This is a genomic window from Photobacterium sp. CCB-ST2H9, assembly GCF_023151555.2.
Taxonomy (GTDB): domain Bacteria; phylum Pseudomonadota; class Gammaproteobacteria; order Enterobacterales; family Vibrionaceae; genus Photobacterium.
This window is the reverse complement of record NZ_CP100425.1, coordinates 2,397,070-2,413,230: the sequence shown is the minus strand read 5'-3', so window position 1 is coordinate 2,413,230 and position 16,161 is coordinate 2,397,070. Positions and strand designations below refer to the sequence as shown.

The window sequence follows — 16,161 nt, the reverse complement described above, 5'->3', positions numbered from 1 at the left end:
CGGGCCGTTTTTTTATGGGGTATACAATGGCGTGGATCAACGGTGTTGAATCAGACAGTGTCAGCGTATCGGACCGGGCTTTTCAGTATGGCGATGGCTGTTTCACAACTGTATTAGTGGAAGAGGGTTCGCCGAGGCTCTGGCCACAACATTTGAAGCGACTGCAAAACACGCTGCTGAAACTGAACATTGCGGCACCGGATTGGTCGCCCATTTCCAGAACGGTGATGTCTTTAGCTCAGAAGTATCCTGAGAAAGGCGTCATCAAAATACTGATCAGCCGTGGTGCCGGTGGCCGGGGGTACAGTCCTGCAGGGTGTCAGCAGACTCAGGTGATGATTTCTGATTTTGCCTGGCCGGATCATTACGAGACATGGCAGCAGGACGGGATTGAACTGGGAGTGTGTCAGCAACGTCTGGGGCTGGTCCCTATGTTAGCCGGACTGAAGCATTTAAACCGCCTTGAGCAGGTGATGCTGAAACAGGAAATTGAAGTCAATGGCTGGCTGGATGCGGTCGTGCTGGATATCCACGACCATGTTGCCGAAACTTGCGCTTCCAATATTTTCTGGCGTCACGGTCAGATTTTATATACCCCTGAACTGAGTCAGGCCGGTGTTCATGGCCTTATGCGTGCGCATGTCTGTGAACTGGCGAAAGAGCTGGGCTATTGTCTTGAGTTTGTTAAAAGCCCGTTAGACGCCTTGCTTTGCGCTGATGAAGTCTTTATTACTAATGCTCTCATGGCCTTGGTGCCTGTGACAAAAATTCAATCTGAAACGTACGATGAACGCAGTGCGTCAGAAGCAATAATGAAGAGGTTGTACACGTGCTAAAAAAGTTGGCATTGGTGTTTGTACTGCTGGGAGCAATTCTGGCCGGCGGTGCAGGCTGGGCATATTTACAGGTGAAGGCCAGTATTGAACAGCCAATTGTACAGGTCGATGAGCCTTATCTGACGGTCAGACAAGGCACGACTTTCCGTGGTTTAATCTATCAGCTCAACCAGATGGGTGTACTTGCGGATTCACCCTGGACCCGCTGGATTGGCAAACTGGAGCCGACCTTAGCGCGCATCAAGGCCGGGACTTATTCGATTGAAAATGCCCGGACGCTCAGAGATGTGCTGGCCATTGTTGCCTCCGGTAAAGAGTATCAGTTTTCGATTACGTTGCTGGAAGGTGATCGTTTTTCAGATTGGCTGAAAGCACTGGAAAATGCACCGATGCTGAAAAATGAAACGGCGCAGATGAGCGAGTCCGATATCGCTGAAGCGATAGGAGCTGATGTGAAGAAGCTGGAAGGCTATCTGTTGCCTGAGACTTATCATTACACCGCAGGCACATCTGATCTGGCCTTACTGAAACGCGCTTATGCACATATGATGTCTCTGCTTGATGAGGCGTGGAAAGAACGCGATGCATCGATTCCGCTGAAAAATCCGTATGAAGTCCTGATCATGGCTTCCATCATTGAAAAAGAAACGGCTGTGGATCATGAGCGTGCCAAAGTTTCTTCGGTTTTTATGAACCGATTGCACAAAGGTATGCGGCTTCAGACCGATCCAACCGTGATTTATGGTCTGGGTGAAAAGTTTGACGGCAACATTCGTAAGAAAGATTTGCGCACCCCGACACCGTACAATACCTATACCATTTTTGGGTTGCCGCCAACCCCGATTGCCATGCCGAGTGCTGCGTCGGTACTGGCTGCCGTGAAACCGGCCCAGACAAGTTATTTCTATTTTGTGGCTGACGGCAAAGGCGGCCATACGTTTTCAAAAACACTCAGCGAACATAACCAAGCTGTTCGCCATTATCTGAAGATACTCAAACAATAATGAACGGAAAATTTATCGTCATTGAAGGCCTGGAAGGGGCAGGGAAGAGCACTGCGATCTCAACTGTGCAGCATGTACTGGCTGAACAGGGAATCACTGAGATTGAGTCGACCCGTGAACCGGGTGGTACTCCCCTTGCCGAGAAAATGCGGACTTTGGTGAAAGAAGGCCATCCGGATGAACCTCTGACGGATATGGCTGAGCTGCTGTTGCTGTATGCGGCACGCAGCCAACTGGTTGAGCATGTGATTCAACCAGCCTTAAAAGCTGGAAAATGGGTCATCGGGGATCGTCATGATATGTCTTCCCAGGCTTATCAGGGTGGTGGTCGCGGGTTTGATACCCAATTGATGACCAATATTAAAACCATGGTGCTGGGAACATTCGAACCGGATTTAACCATCTACATGGATATCGATCCGGAACTGGGCCTGGCACGTGCGCGCGGACGCGGTGCGCTGGATCGGATCGAGAAAATGGATCTGTCTTTCTTTGAGCGGACCCGGGAACGTTTTCTGGCCTTGTCCCGGAATAATCCGAAAGTCATCATCATTGATGCTTCTCAGAGTCTGGATGATGTGACGGCTGATATCCGGCAGCACCTGACACACTGGCTGTCGCAGCAGGAGCACGCATGAGCTATCCCTGGCTGACTACAGTCTGGCAGCAATGGCAGCAGCTGTTGTCGCAGGATCGGTTGCATCATGCGATGTTGCTGATTGCACCTTCCGGTTGTGGCAGTGAAACGTTGATCCGGCAGCTGGCCAGAACTGTGCTGTGCCAGAACGGGATGACGGAGCCGTGTGGTATCTGCCACAGCTGTCAGTTGTTTGCCGCTGAAACGCATCCTGACTGCCACACGATCCGGCCCCAGGACGGAAAAGCGATCAGTATTGATGCCATTCGTCAGTGTAATCACTGGGCGTGGGAAACGTCGCAGTTAGGCGGAAAGCGGGTTGTTTTAATTGAACAGGCCGACTGCATGGGTGAGGCCGCAGCTAATGCGCTGCTGAAAACGCTGGAGGAGCCCCCAGCTAATTGTCAGTTTATTTTAACGACGACAGAGCTGGATCGCCTGTTACCCACAATCAACAGCCGCTGTAACAAATGGCGTTTACCATTGCCTGCAGAACAGGATGTGAAGCGTTGGGTTGAAAGTCAGCTCAAGCAGGCAGTGAAAGTCGAAGCTATCCGATTGAACGGCAATGCGCCACTGGCTGCTTTACACTTTATTGAGCAGGGACAGGACATCCGGCATCAGAACTTGCTGGAAAGTTTTCATCAATTCCTGATCCCACCTCATTCTGGCTTGTTCAGCGTGGCAGAGCACTGTATGAAAGATGGCCTGCTCAGTCTGAAGTGGCTGAGCTATTTTTTGGTGGATTGCCTGAAAATACAACAGGGCGTGGTCGGCTATCTTGTCCATGCGGAGTCATCGGCTCTGGCAGGGCAGGTCGCGGCTCAGTTACAGCAGTCGCTGTTGCTTGGGCAAATAAAAGCCTTGAATGCATTAATCCGCGAACTGGAAGCACATCCGGGCCTGAACGATGAGCTCCTGATAACGGATTGGTTATCAGGTTTTATCTCTTCTCAGTAAACACACCGAACTCAAGAGGATATTCAGGTGTTAGTAGATTCACATTGCCACCTCGATAAACTGAATTATGACGAACTGCATACCGATGTGGCCGATGTCCTGGCAAAAGCACAGGCGAAAGGCGTCGAGTACTTTCTTTCAGTGGGGGTAACGCTGAAAAGTTTTCCTGCAATGATGGAAATGATTGCGCCTTTTGACCACGTTTTTGCATCCTGTGGTGTTCACCCGCTGGATATAGAAGCCGGTTTTGATTACGACAAACTGAAGGCTTATGCCAGTGACGACAAAGTCGTTGCGATTGGCGAAACGGGTCTGGATTATCATTACCAGCCTGAATTGGCAGAGCAGCAGCAGGAAATCTTTCGTCAGCACATCCGCCTGGCTGTTGAACTGAATAAGCCATTGATTATTCACACCCGAATGGCGCGTGAAGATACGATCCGTATTTTAAAAGAAGAGGGTGCGGAACGTTGCGGTGGTGTCCTGCACTGTTTCACTGAAAGCCTGGAAATGGCAGAAGCTGCGATGGAGTTGGGGTTTTATATCTCGATTTCAGGGATCGTCACTTTTAATAAAGCCGCTGAACTGAAAGATGTGGTGAGTCGTTTGCCGCTTGAACGGTTGTTGGTGGAAACGGATTCTCCTTATCTGGCTCCGATTCCGTACCGCGGCAAAGAGAATCAGCCTGCTTACGTGAAGGAAGTTGCAAATTATATCGGTTTGCTGAAAGGTGTGTCAGGGGAAGAGGTTGCCAGAATTTCGACCGAAAACTTCTTCCGGCTTTTTTCGCAGGCCAAACGATAAAAGTGTCAAAAAAGGAGCGAAAGCTCCTTTTTTTGTATATTTAATTGATTACTTCAAAAAATTATTAGCTCTTTTGTTCATTCCTGCACGAATCTTCGTTTTTTTTCCGATCTGAATTGTAATGTTGTTTCGTTACATGAAGAAACATGGGTTACAGGGGTGAAATATAATTACAATTTAATGATAGGTGTGATTTTAGATTAAACTGTTGGTTTGTATTGATTTTTTGTGTTTTTTGACGTTTTTGTGCACTGAGTTCATTTGTGATCTATGTGTCAAACTGAAATTTACTTTCACGATCCGTTGGTATTCTTGATTACTGTCACGTTATATTTGGCGCCGCATTTTATACTTATGCCGAACAATAAAAACGGGTGGTGCTAGCATTATGACTACGGGGGTAGGTCGCTGGTAACCGCTGGATACGTAGTAAATATCTCACTCAGGAGCACAATATGTTTAAGAACTTTTTTGCGAACCTGCAGAAAGTCGGTAAGGCGCTGATGCTGCCAGTATCGGTTCTGCCGGTAGCAGGTATTCTGTTAGGTGTAGGGGCGGCTAATTTTAGCTGGTTGCCAGCAGTTGTTTCTCACCTGATGGAACAGGCTGGTGGTTCCGTATTCGGCCAGATGCCACTGCTGTTTGCCGTTGGTGTTGCACTGGGCTTTACCAAGAATGACGGTGTTGCTGGTCTGTCTGCAATTGTCGGCTACGGCATTATGGTTGCCACACTGAAAGTGATGGCGCAAGTCATGGGTGTTGAAAGCATCGAAACGGGTGTGCTGGGTGGTATCCTGGCGGGTGGTGTTGCTGCCTGGGCATTTAACCGTTTCTTCAAAATTCAGCTGCCGGAATATCTTGGCTTCTTTGCTGGTAAGCGTGCGGTTCCAATTATCACGGGTTTCCTTTCTATCGCACTGGGTGTCGTTCTGTCTGTGATTTGGCCACCGATTGGTGCCGGCATTGCTGCATTCTCTGACTGGGCTGCGAACCAAAACCCTGTACTGGCGTTCGGTATTTACGGTGTGGTTGAGCGTTCTCTGATCCCATTTGGTCTGCACCATATCTGGAACGTTCCTTTCTTCTATGAAGCGGGTACTTGTGTGAACGGTGCCGGTGAAACGGTTCACGGTATCATGACTTGTTTCCTGACTGCTGATGATGCATCCCGTGCCGCGGGTAATGGTTTCGGTCAGCTGGCGGGTGGCTACCTGTTCAAAATGTTTGGTCTGCCAGCAGCGGCTTTCGCGATTGCTCACTGTGCGAAGCCAGAAAACCGTGCCAAAGTTGTTGGTATCATGGCATCTGCTGCACTGACTTCATTCCTGACCGGTATCACTGAGCCAATTGAGTTCTCATTCCTGTTTATCGCACCGGTTCTGTATGCGATTCACGCGGTACTGGCTGGTCTGGCTTATGTTCTGACGAACGCCCTGGGTGTTGTTCACGGCCATACCTTCTCGAATGGTTTCATTGACTTCATCGTTCAGATGCCACGTGCTGAAAACGTATGGACGCTGGTTGTGCTGGGTCTGGGTTACGCTGTACTGTACTACGTGGTATTTACCTTCGTGATTCGTGCACTGGACCTGAAAACACCTGGCCGTGAAGATGAAACGGCTGAGACTGAAACAGCTGCGGGTACTGAGCTGGCGGGTGAGCTGGTTGAAGCTTTCGGCGGTAAAGCAAACATCACGAACCTGGATGCATGTATCACACGTCTGCGTGTGAGTGTGGCAGATACAGCGATTGTTGATCAGGACAAACTGAAACGTCTGGGTGCTGCGGGTGTTGTGGTGGTTTCCGGTGGTGTTCAGGCCATCTTCGGAACGAAGTCTGACAACCTGCGTACTGAAATGGATGAATGGATTCGCAATAACGCGTAATTTCTGAAGATTCTCAATGTTCAAAAGCCTGGCTCCTGCAGCCAGGCTTTTTTGTTTCTGTTGTTTCTGTCGTGAGACATCTGACGATCCTATCCATCTGAAAACGCAGTTGCCTGATATTCCCCTGCAACTGTCATCACACGAAGGACTCATCATCCAGGAGAGATTTTCGATCAATGCAATGAGATGTAATGATAGTGAACATATTGCAACTTATTGAGTATTAAGGTTTCTGGTGGCATTATGCGCGCTGTTGTGGCTTTTAAATTCACATGGAGTGAAATTGTATGATGTCGATGGACCGAGCCTGCAGTGAAACGAAAAGGGTGGTGATCAATGAACTTAAATCTAATGATTATCCTGCATTACTGACATTACTCCGACCGAAACAATTGGGGGATGTTGAGGAGGCGCGGCTTGAGCGTATTTTTAATCGGGCTGACAAAAATGCTGTGACCGGTGTGGGTATCCGGGCCTCCGGGAAACTGGTTGGAGCGATAGGTATTATTCCCCAAAAGCGTGTCAGCCGTTCAGGAAAAGTTGTGAATACGATTAATCTGACCTGTGCCGTGACACATCCCGATTTTCGAGGTTACGGGTTGCGAACCCTTTCTTTTTTGAGACAACATTTCAGTGATACCTTGTTCACGATTTTGTCGGCAAGCCAGATCGCTGACAGCGTTGCAAAGAACTTCCTCAATGCAAGGGAAGAGTCAGATCGGTTTCAGATCATTGCGGCACCCGAATCAGAATCGGATTCACTGTTTGATATCTATACCGGCAAGAAGGGCATCGCCTTTTTGACGGATGAGCAGCAATCAATTTTTTTTGCGCATGAAGTCCTGGAATGTGAGCAGCACGTCCTGAAATATGAGCAGGAGGTTTGTTATATCGTGACCCGAAAAGCGGCGCTGCGCGATATTCAGTACACTGAGATTGTGTACTACTCCAATCCGGATTTGCTGTTTCGAAGCCGCGGAACGATTTCAAGATATGTGACGACCTATGATCAAACCCAGAAATGTGTGATCAGTCTGAGCGATACACCTGAATGCCTGATTGATGAAAATTGTCAGCTCATGATGAGCTCACCACGCATTACATTTGGTCTGGATGCAGACGTCCCGTTTCTCTCTTTATATTCAGAAAATCTTGTACTGGGTCTTTGATCGTTTGGCGAACAAGTATGTGTGCCGGATTCATCCGTCTCATTGACGGGGTCACTGGGTCAGAGTCATCGCTGAACGCCACCAAATGCGTATCGTGTGACGATACGCATTTGAGTAAGCCCGGTATAAGTGCAAATTTACCAGCCTGTCAGACGCATGGAGGAAACGCTTTAAAGCGACAGGAAAAACAGGATGAACACAGGAACCAGCAGGCTGAGGATAAAACCGCTGACAATCGCAATCGGCACGCAGCGAATACCTCCGCAGTTCTGGATCACAGGCAGGGTGAAATCCATCGCAGTTGCCCCTGCATAGCCAATCGCTGTGTTTGGATAACGGGCGATGACAACAGGAATCAAAGTAAGCGCAATCAATTCCCGAAGCAGCTCATTCAGGAAAGAAGCCCCGCCAAATACCGGTCCCAGTCCGTCTCCGATCAAAATACCGGCCAGAGAATACCAACCGAAACCTGAAGCCATGGCTAGTCCGTGAGTCATCGGAATATCCAGCATCCAGGCAGCAATCAGACCACCGGGTAGAGACGTTGCAATGATTGTCAGCGCAATCATAATTCCTTGTTTATTGAGCAGAATCTGTCTGAGGGTCATGCCGCTGTTGCGCAGCTGAATTCCAATCAAAAACAAAAGCAGCAACAGGATAATTTCACTGGCCTGGTCAACCCAACTGAGATCCATATTGATGATTAATCCGAGACCCAGCCCGGCAGCCACAACCAGAATCAGTTTGACGGACTCCATCAGCATTTTGGCTTTTGGCAGCTGCTGATGCCCATGCTGTGTTTCCAGCGGATAGTATTTGTCGAGAAGCGGCAGAGCCAGGGCATTACAGGCACTGATACAGACAAAGAACGTGAAGGTATATAGCAGGATTTGGCTGAGGTTTTCCCCCAGGTTGTCTAATCCCGCCAGGCTGAGCCCCATCAGAGTCAGAATAACCAGGACCAGCCGGGATGTCTGAGCATGAATAAAATCAAGGACCGATGCATTTCTGACCGGGATGAAATAGCCGATGATAAGTGGCAGGAAAATAAAAAGCATTCCTGAGAACATGAGTATCCTTACAGAGGTTGTCTGGCTATGACATCGCTGGCAGCCAGTGAAATCCAGGGTTTCATTACGTCATTGAGCCGCGCAGGTGTAAACGTGCTGTTAATGAATTCAGAAGCTTATCAGGCTGTTTAACAAAGGGTCAATAGAGCGCTGTTTTTCAACAGCGCAAGCAGGCAGATGAATGAACCAGATAGTCTTTCGGCAGCTTAAAAGCCGCTGCTGAGCAGCACGTGGTTGATCTGGCGATCAAACTCGTCATCAGGCAGGTTGGTCAGGGTATACATCACTTCTGCACCTGCCAGATCAAGCTCTACTTCATGGTCATCAATGTCGTCGTCGTCTTCTTTGAACAACAGCAGGTGATTGGCCATGCGCGCGACATCAAGGTAGGTAATGTCCTCATCTTTTTTATAGGCAGGGAAGACCCGCTTATTACTGGCAACTTCCAGATAATCCTGGTCAAACCCCCAGTGCTTCAGAATATCCAGGCTGGCCTTGTTGCAGCAATGTTCGAAGACATACTTTGCATATTGGATGTCCAGGAAATTGCCGCTGTCGAGGTAGTTTTGATATTCATAGATCAGGCTGAACAGGCCAATATCTGCAAACAGACCGGCGAGCAATGCTTTTTCTGGCTCCAGTTTCAGCTCAGGGCGGTGTATGAGCAGGTTTTGTGTGACCAATGCCATACTGCCGGCTAATTGACGCGAGCGGGCGGCACTGCCGGATAACAGGAGCTTACATTCATAATCAAAGCTGCTGTTCAGTTTAATATCAAGAACCGTTTTTGCTGTGATGATGTCTCTGACCCGAATGATGCCCAGTCGGCTGACCGCAGTCTGGATGTCATGGCAAACGATATTACGTCGGTTAAACATCATCGTGTTTGATGTTTTAACGACTGTGGCAGTCATGCCGGGATCATTGAGTAAAACGGTGGCTGCGTCACGCACCGTGGAATCATCCCTGTTACACAGTGCTTGGAGTTCGGCCAGAACATCGGGGATCGGCGGAAGTGTCAGGCGGTTTTCTTTAATCGCGTCTTTCACGAGTCCGTGAAATTCCGATTGAAGGCCTGTCAAAATTTTGTCGCTTTCGGGTTTTAACCAGAAAAAAGATAGATGCGACATGAAAGATTAATAACCTAAGATATTTGTATTTATTTTATCTTGGTCAGATGAGTGGAGTACACCAAGGCGGGCGATTTTTGAGAACAAAGTAAGAGTTAGTTGATATCATCATCAAATAACTGTGGATTATCGAAAAGTTTGAGCAAGAAGCGTGCAGTCAATGCTGGTGAATCCTGTGCGATAAGTAATTGCTTATAATGTACTTCTAGCGGCAGGCACTCGATCCAGCGCTGGCAAACCCAGCTTAAATTATCATATTCGCCATTTTGATAGAGTGCGCCGATTTCAGGCATGGTCGCAAAAAACAGCTTTAATTTTTCAATCAGACACTCATGTTTTCCGGACACGGGCACAGGAGGCCAGGCTTTAAAAGGCAGATATTCAGCAATCAGTAAGTGATCACTTTCGTGCTTGACTGAAAGGATACGGATCTTTGTTTTGCCTTCAACCACAATACTGAGTAAACCGTTTTCCAGTGCATTGAAATCAACCACGTTCACTTTGGTCGCAATGGCCGGAATTCGTGTAATGGATTCATCCTCATTATCTTCTTCTTCACTTCGCATGCACATCGCAAAATCACGCTGTCCTTCAACGGATTCTTTCAGCATGCGTTGATAGCGTTGTTCGGCAATGGTGATTTCCAGTTTACCTTCAGGTAAGACATGGCTCGCCGAAGGAAATAGGGCAATCTCAGGCATATTTCTCCCTCTGTTCTCTAATAACCTTAGTCTCTGTGAGCCGTTAAAACGATCCGAAGCGAAGGAAAATGTCCTGAATGACACGAATCTCAGTTATTGATACAGACTCTAAGAAGCTGAAATTTCATTTTATTTCGCTCTATAACATGCGCAATGTCTCACTTTGATTTGTGTATTGTTTCATATGTGGAATTTATAATTTCTGTGTGTCATGGTTGCATATGATAGTTGGCGTTGGTTTTAAATCGATAACGAAGAATAATATTAGGAATAATGCTGTGTCACTCACGAAAGAAACATTCATTGATTACCTAGATACCTTTGTGCCGAATGAACAGCGATCGATGTTTGGTGGTACAGGTATCTTCGTTCAGGGAGCAATGTATGCTCTGTTGTCTGACGAAAAGCTCTACATCCGTGGCGGTGAGAAGTTAGATCATCAGCTGCTGGAATTGGGATGCCACAAGTTTAAGCATGTTAAACGAAGTACAGTGGCCATCGTAAATTACTATGATATCTCAGATATTTATGATTCTCAGCCTGCACTTTGCACTGAGCTGGTTCAAAGCTCTATTGCAATTGCGCTGAAAGAAAAAGTCATGAAAGGCACGGCACGCAACAGAAGGTTGCGAGATTTGCCGAACCTGCGTCTGACGCTGGAGCGGATGATGAAAAAAGCAGGCATCGAAGATGTTGATGCTTTTTATGACATGGGCGCAGTTGATGCTTATCTGCTGGTCAAGCAGTCTCAGGGAAAAAGTGTTGATCAAAAACTGTTGTGGATGTTTGCCGGTGCTGTCGAAGGCTGTCACTGGACATTGCTGAATCCATCCCTGAAAGATGAGCTGCTGCTGCAACTGGAACAACGAAAGCAGTTTTATCCGTATCAGACTGAATCGGAAAAACATGCTGCTGACGTATTCAACTGACACTAAAAGTTGTCAGACTCTATGAAGTGAACCAATAAAAAACGGGGGTATCAACTACCTCCGTTTTTTATTGTCTGCAGATTGTCCGCTCAGATTTTCTTCCATTCTCCCTCAATTTCTTCTGGAATAACTTTCCAGAGTGAACTTGCATAGTCGTGCAGTCATTCATGGCGATATAACCCGGGAGATAAAGATTCTGTGATTCATATATATCGTGATGTGTCATTTGCTTTTATTTTGGATATTTATATTTTGCAATCACTTATGAGAACCACTTCACTTCTGTGAGCGAATGCCTTTCATGATAGAGAAAGAATTTGATTGAGTAGCTTTCTATTCGGAGTAGCTTTTCTCACGGCGTTGTACAGACGATATGGTGATGTCCCCTTGCTGGTCATGTCCAATGAGCTCTTTGCCTCCTACGCCCAACAAGTGATCCAACAGCTGGAGAGTGAAGGGAAAAAACAGATTCTTCATTATCCGTATTCTATTTACCAGTTCGGTGAGGGTTGTCACTGGCACCCCAATGTGAAAGAACATCAGCGTTTTGCCAGGGACATCCTGCATGTGATCAGCCAGTCTGGTTTGCAGCTTTTTTCGGCATCGATCTGATACGGGGATGGTAAGACAAACGGGTTATGGTTGAATCCGGGGTGCTTGGCCTAGGCTATGCTTAGATGAAGCGTTGTTTGGTCTGGTATGGCCTATGAAGACTCTGGTGATGATTGGATGGCTGGCATACTGGCTGTGCCAGAGTAATGCAGCTGCCGCCAGTTTTTCTGAGCAGCGTGAACAATATAACAATTGTGTTCTGCAGTACGTGTCTGCCGCAGAGGAGCCCGCAGCCATTACGTGGTTACTGAATGCCTGCCGGGAACTTTATCTCGATAATATTTTACTGACAGAGAAAGATAAGGACTATTACCAGTGCCTGCTTGATTTTATGTCGAAATCAAGCAGGCTGGAGGCAACGCTCAGTATCAAGCAAGCCTGTCAGGACAGGTATCGCTCTTTTCTGCGTTAGGCTTCGGAGCGTTTGAACTGGCTGAACAGAAAGAGTAATGCGGCAGATACAACGACGGATGGTCCGGCTGGCGTATCGTAGTGCCAGGACATCCAAAGCCCCAGTAAAACAGCAATGCATCCCAATACAGAAGCCATGATGGCCATGCGCTCCGGACTCTGAGCAAAACGCCGGGCCGTAGCGGCCGGAATGATTAGCAGTGAAGTGATGATCAGCGCGCCGACAAACTTCATCGCAACGGCAATCACCATGCCGACCATCAGCATCAGCAAAAGTCGCATCAGATCGACATTTACGCCTTCAACCTGTGCCAGATCTTCGTTGATTGTCATCGACAGCAACGGCCGCCACAGAGTGATCAGTAAGCCCATGACGATCGCACCGCCGCCGTAAATCCAAATCAGATCGTCAGTTGTGACGGCCAGCAGGTCACCGAACAGATAGGCCATCAGATCAATGCGGACGTGATCCATGAAGCTGATGGCAACCAGACCAAGTGACAGGGCACTGTGCGCCAGAATACCCAGTAGTGTGTCTGTGGCGATGTAGCGTTGCTTTTGAAGGCTGACTAGAATGACAGCCAGTGTCAGACAGCAGATGACCAGCGCCAGATTCAAGTTGATGTTGAACAAAAAGCCCAGCGCGATTCCCAGCAGGGAAGCGTGTGACAGGGTGTCCCCGAAATACGCCATTTTACGCCAGACAACAAAAGAGCCTAATGGCCCGGCAAGCATGGAGATGCCAATACCTGCTGCAAGGGCAGGTAACATGAATTCAAGCATTGTGATTTCCGTGTTGACAAGGACCAAGCGGGCTGCCGCCCAGATCATGTTCGTGATTATGATGGTGATGATACAGCGCCAGCTGTTCGCTCTGCTGTCGTCCAAACAAGGCCACGTAAGACGGGTGACTGGTGATGGATTCAGGTTCGCCGGAACAACAGACGTGATGCTGCAGACAGATGACATGATCGGTTTTAGCCATCACCAGATGCAGGTCATGCGACACCATCATGATTGCGCAGTTGAGTTTGTCCCGCAGAGACTGAATCAGACTGTAAAGCTCTAATTGGCCACTCACGTCGACCCCTTGTACGGGCTCATCCAGAACCAGTAAATCAGGATTTTGCAGCAATGCCCGAGCCAGCAGGACGCGCTGCATTTCACCGCCGGACAGGCTGTGCATGTCACTGTGGGCCAGATGCGCACTGCCAGCCAGGGCCAGTGCATCCAGCCGTTGCTGGAAGCTGTATCTGCCTACGAGTGCCATAAAGCGGTCAACAGTCAGAGGCAGGCTGTTGTTAAGCTGGAGTTTTTGCGGAACATAACCAATACGTAAACCTTTTGCCAGACGGACTTTGCCGGAGGTTGGTTTACGTAAACCGGTAACAACCTTCACTAAGGTCGATTTACCTGCGCCATTCGGACCGATAAGTGTGGTGATCTGGCCACGTTCCAGACGAAGTGACACCTGATCAAGAATGTGGCGGCCGGATGCGCGAACGGTAACATTTTGAAGTTCTACCAAAGGATTGGCGGACATTGAGCTGGCCATAAAAGGGTGTGAATCTCGTTGCTATCTTGAGGTGTTATATTATAACATCCTCGACTTCTTTTCATGGAATATTTTAAGGGGAGTCCCATGTCGCGTTTCGGTGCCTTGTGGTGTGCCATCACATTGTTTCTGTCTTTTGCTGCTTCAGCAAAGTCTTTGCAGGTTGTGACGACCGTACATCCGATGAATCTGATTGTACAGGAACTGGTTGAGGGCGTGGGCTCAAGTGAAACCTTGTTACCGGCAGGGAGCTCGCCTCACGATTACGCTTTGCGGCCTTCGGATGTGGAAAAACTCAAAACAGCAGATTTAGTGGTATGGGTTGGACCTGAGCTGGAATCCTTTCTGACCAAAATTCTGTCGCACCAGACGAATACACTGGCACTGACGGCACAGTCCGGAATGGCTTTGCGGGAGTATGGCAGTGAACATGAAACGCATCATGATGAACACGGGCATGATCATCATGGCGTCGATCCGCATCTGTGGCTGGGTCCGGATCAAGCAATTGAAGCGGCAAAAGTGATCAGCACTGCATTGATTGAACGGGATCCATTGAATCGCACCCGATATGAGGCTAACCTGTCCCGGTTTACTGCCAGCGTGACTGAAACAGTACAAAACCTGAAAAAACAGCTTCAACCTGTGCAAAACGAAGGGTACTACGTTTTTCATGATGCTTATGGCTATTTTGAAGATACGTTCGGTTTGAATAATCTGGGACACTTCACGGTTTCCCCTGATCGCCGGCCTGGCGCAAAAACCTTGATTACCATCCGGAATACCTTAAAAAAATCTCAGGTTAAGTGCATTTTCAGGGAACCGCAGTTCTCACCTGCGGTCATTCAAAGCGTCGTAAATGGCAGTGATATTAAAATTGGCACCCTGGATCCAATGGCAACGGACATTGCAGCGGAACAGGGAGGATATGTCCGGTTCCTGCAAGAACTCGGATACAGTTTCACCGAATGTCTTAAATAACAATGAAAATATTAACGGTTGCAGCCAGACGGTTTTCTCAGCTCCCCCGTCAACACCGAATTGCGCTTGCTTCAACATCACTATTAATTGCGGCTGCTCTGATGTGGCAGCCTGCTAACGTTCATTCGCCTTCTCACGGTTCTCGTACTGAGTCGGAATCAAGGCGGGAAGTACCGATCACGCCGGAAGAGATGGTTTCACTGTCAGAACAGAACAGTGAGCCACTTGGGGTGGTACTTGACCCGGAAGACCCGGATTTTCAGATCCCGAAAGATGAATTAGAGCAGCAGCTGGATAAAGCGACAGATATTGCTCATGCCCATAAGGTTGCTTCTGGCGAAACTCTGGGAGAAATTTTCACCCAGTACGCGTTGCCGCTTTCAGATATGTACCGTTTGATAGATGCCGACAAATCGATCCAGTTTCTTCGGGTCGGGCAGCGTATTGAATGGTCGCTCGATGATGAGGGGAAAATCAGCGAGCTGTCAATTGAGAGAAGTGCGAAATATACCGACACCTATCAATTGACGCCGAACGGGTATAAGCATCAGAAGGTAGAACGTGCCGGTGAGTTCAAACCTGTTCGCCTGACCGGACGTGTATCGGGCAGTTTCTACCAGTCAGCCCGGGCGTCGGGTATGACGCCGGCTCAGATCCAAACTCTGGTGAAAGCCCTGCAATGGCGTTTTGATTTAGGAAAGGAAGCCCGGAAAGGGGACCGTTTTGCGATCACGCTTGAACGTGAATTTATCGACGGGAAAGCCGTCGGTGAAGGAGAAGTGAAAGCGCTGTATTACATGAGTGGCAATCATGAGCTGTTTGCCATGCGATACGACGATGGTGAATTCTATGATGAAGATGGCCGCAGCCTGAACCGCGCGCTGAACCGTTATCCGACCCAGAAGCGTTTCCGGATCAGTTCTTCGTTCGATCCGCACCGCAAGCACCCGGTTACGCACAGAGTGTCACCACATAACGGAACAGATTTTGCGGCTCCGATCGGAACCCCAGTGGTCGCGACGGGTGATGGCGTGGTTGTGAAAGCGCAAAAGCACTCACTGGCAGGGAATTTCATCATGATCAAACATGGTCGTGAGTATTCCACCCGTTATCTTCACCTGAGTAAAATTTTGGTGAAAGTCGGACAAAAAGTCCGAATGGGTGAAAAAATTGGCCTGAGTGGAAATACCGGCCGTTCAACAGGGCCACACCTGCATTATGAACTGCTCAAGTATGGCCGTGCTGTGAATGCCATGAAGGTACCGCTTCCGCAGGCAGACCCAGTGCCCAATAAGACCAGAACCGAGTATCGCAAACTGGCGAACCGGGAACGGCAAAATCTGCTGGCAGTGATGCCGGGATAACCTTAAAAACGCATCCATAGGATGCGTTTTTTGATGGTGAAGCCTGAATCACTGCCGACTGCGGCGCGCTTGGTTCTGTTTTTGAAAACCTCTGTTTTTGAAAACATAGTCT

Annotated in this window: 17 protein-coding genes; 12 read left to right on the top strand and 5 right to left on the bottom strand. The window is 48.4% G+C overall.

The window, feature by feature from the left end:
* The first annotated feature begins 26 nt into the window (after positions 1-26).
* The 7 genes from pabC (at position 27) to L4174_RS11200 (ending at position 7,296) form a co-directional block, all read left to right on the top strand.
* A complete protein-coding gene (gene pabC, locus L4174_RS11230) occupies positions 27-836 on the top strand; it encodes an aminodeoxychorismate lyase (protein WP_248140935.1) in 810 nt (269 codons plus the stop codon).
* On the top strand, positions 830-1,840 hold the full coding sequence (gene mltG / locus L4174_RS11225) for an endolytic transglycosylase MltG (RefSeq protein WP_248140932.1): 1,011 nt from the start codon (positions 830-832) through the stop codon (positions 1,838-1,840). Before pabC ends, mltG begins: the two co-directional genes overlap by 7 nt.
* The gene (gene tmk, locus L4174_RS11220; protein WP_248140930.1) at positions 1,840-2,478 is read left to right on the top strand and encodes a dTMP kinase; all 639 of its coding nucleotides are present in this window, start codon (positions 1,840-1,842) and stop codon (positions 2,476-2,478) included. The genes mltG and tmk overlap by 1 nt, the downstream gene beginning before the upstream one ends.
* Entirely contained in the window at positions 2,475-3,437 is a 963-nt protein-coding gene (holB, locus tag L4174_RS11215; protein ID WP_248140928.1) for a DNA polymerase III subunit delta', read from the top strand. Before tmk ends, holB begins: the two co-directional genes overlap by 4 nt.
* A 27-nt stretch (positions 3,438-3,464) precedes the next feature.
* Positions 3,465-4,241, top strand: coding sequence for a TatD family hydrolase (locus L4174_RS11210; RefSeq protein WP_248140927.1), 777 nt, complete (start codon positions 3,465-3,467; stop codon positions 4,239-4,241).
* Between the two features lie 455 nt (positions 4,242-4,696).
* The gene (ptsG, locus tag L4174_RS11205; RefSeq protein WP_248140925.1) at positions 4,697-6,127 is read left to right on the top strand and encodes a PTS glucose transporter subunit IIBC; all 1,431 of its coding nucleotides are present in this window, start codon (positions 4,697-4,699) and stop codon (positions 6,125-6,127) included.
* 287 nt (positions 6,128-6,414) lie between these two features.
* On the top strand, positions 6,415-7,296 hold the full coding sequence (locus tag L4174_RS11200; protein WP_248140923.1) for a hypothetical protein: 882 nt from the start codon (positions 6,415-6,417) through the stop codon (positions 7,294-7,296).
* Between the two features lie 170 nt (positions 7,297-7,466).
* Here the strand turns inward: L4174_RS11200 and L4174_RS11195 are convergent, their stop codons facing one another.
* From L4174_RS11195 to L4174_RS11185, 3 genes are all read right to left on the bottom strand, one after another.
* Positions 7,467-8,366 (bottom strand): lysine exporter LysO family protein, encoded by a 900-nt coding sequence (locus L4174_RS11195; RefSeq protein ID WP_248140921.1) that lies wholly within the window; start codon positions 8,364-8,366, stop codon positions 7,467-7,469.
* Positions 8,367-8,572: 206 nt separating this feature from the next.
* Complete coding sequence (locus L4174_RS11190) at positions 8,573-9,496, bottom strand: HDOD domain-containing protein (protein WP_248140920.1); 924 nt, start codon at positions 9,494-9,496, stop codon at positions 8,573-8,575.
* 95 nt (positions 9,497-9,591) lie between these two features.
* Positions 9,592-10,197, bottom strand: a complete 606-nt coding sequence (locus tag L4174_RS11185; RefSeq protein ID WP_248140919.1) for an LON peptidase substrate-binding domain-containing protein — start codon at positions 10,195-10,197, stop codon at positions 9,592-9,594.
* Between the two features lie 278 nt (positions 10,198-10,475).
* On the opposite strand from L4174_RS11185, the gene L4174_RS11180 reads away from it, so the two are divergent.
* The 3 genes from L4174_RS11180 to L4174_RS11170 all read left to right on the top strand — a co-directional run bounded on the left by L4174_RS11180 (position 10,476) and on the right by L4174_RS11170 (position 12,150).
* Complete coding sequence (locus tag L4174_RS11180; RefSeq protein ID WP_248140917.1) at positions 10,476-11,126, top strand: TfoX/Sxy family DNA transformation protein; 651 nt, start codon at positions 10,476-10,478, stop codon at positions 11,124-11,126.
* 321 nt (positions 11,127-11,447) lie between these two features.
* On the top strand, positions 11,448-11,738 hold the full coding sequence (locus tag L4174_RS11175) for a hypothetical protein (protein WP_248140916.1): 291 nt from the start codon (positions 11,448-11,450) through the stop codon (positions 11,736-11,738).
* 94 nt (positions 11,739-11,832) lie between these two features.
* Complete coding sequence (locus tag L4174_RS11170; protein WP_248140915.1) at positions 11,833-12,150, top strand: VF_A0006 family four-cysteine protein; 318 nt, start codon at positions 11,833-11,835, stop codon at positions 12,148-12,150.
* On the opposite strand, the gene znuB is transcribed toward L4174_RS11170, so the two are convergent.
* Both znuB and znuC read right to left on the bottom strand, forming a co-directional pair.
* On the bottom strand, positions 12,147-12,932 hold the full coding sequence (znuB, locus tag L4174_RS11165; protein WP_248140914.1) for a zinc ABC transporter permease subunit ZnuB: 786 nt from the start codon (positions 12,930-12,932) through the stop codon (positions 12,147-12,149). The genes L4174_RS11170 and znuB overlap by 4 nt on opposite strands.
* Positions 12,925-13,692, bottom strand: a complete 768-nt coding sequence (gene znuC / locus L4174_RS11160) for a zinc ABC transporter ATP-binding protein ZnuC (RefSeq protein ID WP_248140913.1) — start codon at positions 13,690-13,692, stop codon at positions 12,925-12,927. Before znuC ends, znuB begins: the two co-directional genes overlap by 8 nt.
* Before the next feature lie 99 nt (positions 13,693-13,791).
* Here znuC and znuA point away from each other — a divergent pair, with 99 nt between their 5' ends.
* Together znuA and mepM are read left to right on the top strand one after the other, a co-directional pair.
* Positions 13,792-14,685 (top strand): zinc ABC transporter substrate-binding protein ZnuA, encoded by an 894-nt coding sequence (znuA, locus tag L4174_RS11155; protein WP_248140912.1) that lies wholly within the window; start codon positions 13,792-13,794, stop codon positions 14,683-14,685.
* Positions 14,686-14,687: 2 nt separating this feature from the next.
* The gene (gene mepM, locus L4174_RS11150) at positions 14,688-16,049 is read left to right on the top strand and encodes a murein DD-endopeptidase MepM (RefSeq protein WP_248140910.1); all 1,362 of its coding nucleotides are present in this window, start codon (positions 14,688-14,690) and stop codon (positions 16,047-16,049) included.
* The last annotated feature ends 112 nt before the right edge of the window (positions 16,050-16,161 follow it).

Coding starts and splice junctions, on each gene's coding strand:
- pabC (WP_248140935.1), top strand. CDS start 27: ATGGCGTGGATCAACGGTGTTGAATCAGACAGTGTCAGCGTATCGGAC.
- tmk (WP_248140930.1), top strand. CDS start 1,840: ATGAACGGAAAATTTATCGTCATTGAAGGCCTGGAAGGGGCAGGGAAG.
- holB (WP_248140928.1), top strand. CDS start 2,475: ATGAGCTATCCCTGGCTGACTACAGTCTGGCAGCAATGGCAGCAGCTG.
- ptsG (WP_248140925.1), top strand. CDS start 4,697: ATGTTTAAGAACTTTTTTGCGAACCTGCAGAAAGTCGGTAAGGCGCTG.
- L4174_RS11200 (WP_248140923.1), top strand. CDS start 6,415: ATGATGTCGATGGACCGAGCCTGCAGTGAAACGAAAAGGGTGGTGATC.
- L4174_RS11195 (WP_248140921.1), bottom strand. CDS start 8,366: ATGTTCTCAGGAATGCTTTTTATTTTCCTGCCACTTATCATCGGCTAT.
- L4174_RS11190 (WP_248140920.1), bottom strand. CDS start 9,496: ATGTCGCATCTATCTTTTTTCTGGTTAAAACCCGAAAGCGACAAAATT.
- L4174_RS11185 (WP_248140919.1), bottom strand. CDS start 10,197: ATGCCTGAGATTGCCCTATTTCCTTCGGCGAGCCATGTCTTACCTGAA.
- L4174_RS11170 (WP_248140915.1), top strand. CDS start 11,833: ATGAAGACTCTGGTGATGATTGGATGGCTGGCATACTGGCTGTGCCAG.
- znuB (WP_248140914.1), bottom strand. CDS start 12,932: ATGCTTGAATTCATGTTACCTGCCCTTGCAGCAGGTATTGGCATCTCC.
- znuC (WP_248140913.1), bottom strand. CDS start 13,692: ATGTCCGCCAATCCTTTGGTAGAACTTCAAAATGTTACCGTTCGCGCA.
- znuA (WP_248140912.1), top strand. CDS start 13,792: ATGTCGCGTTTCGGTGCCTTGTGGTGTGCCATCACATTGTTTCTGTCT.
- mepM (WP_248140910.1), top strand. CDS start 14,688: ATGAAAATATTAACGGTTGCAGCCAGACGGTTTTCTCAGCTCCCCCGT.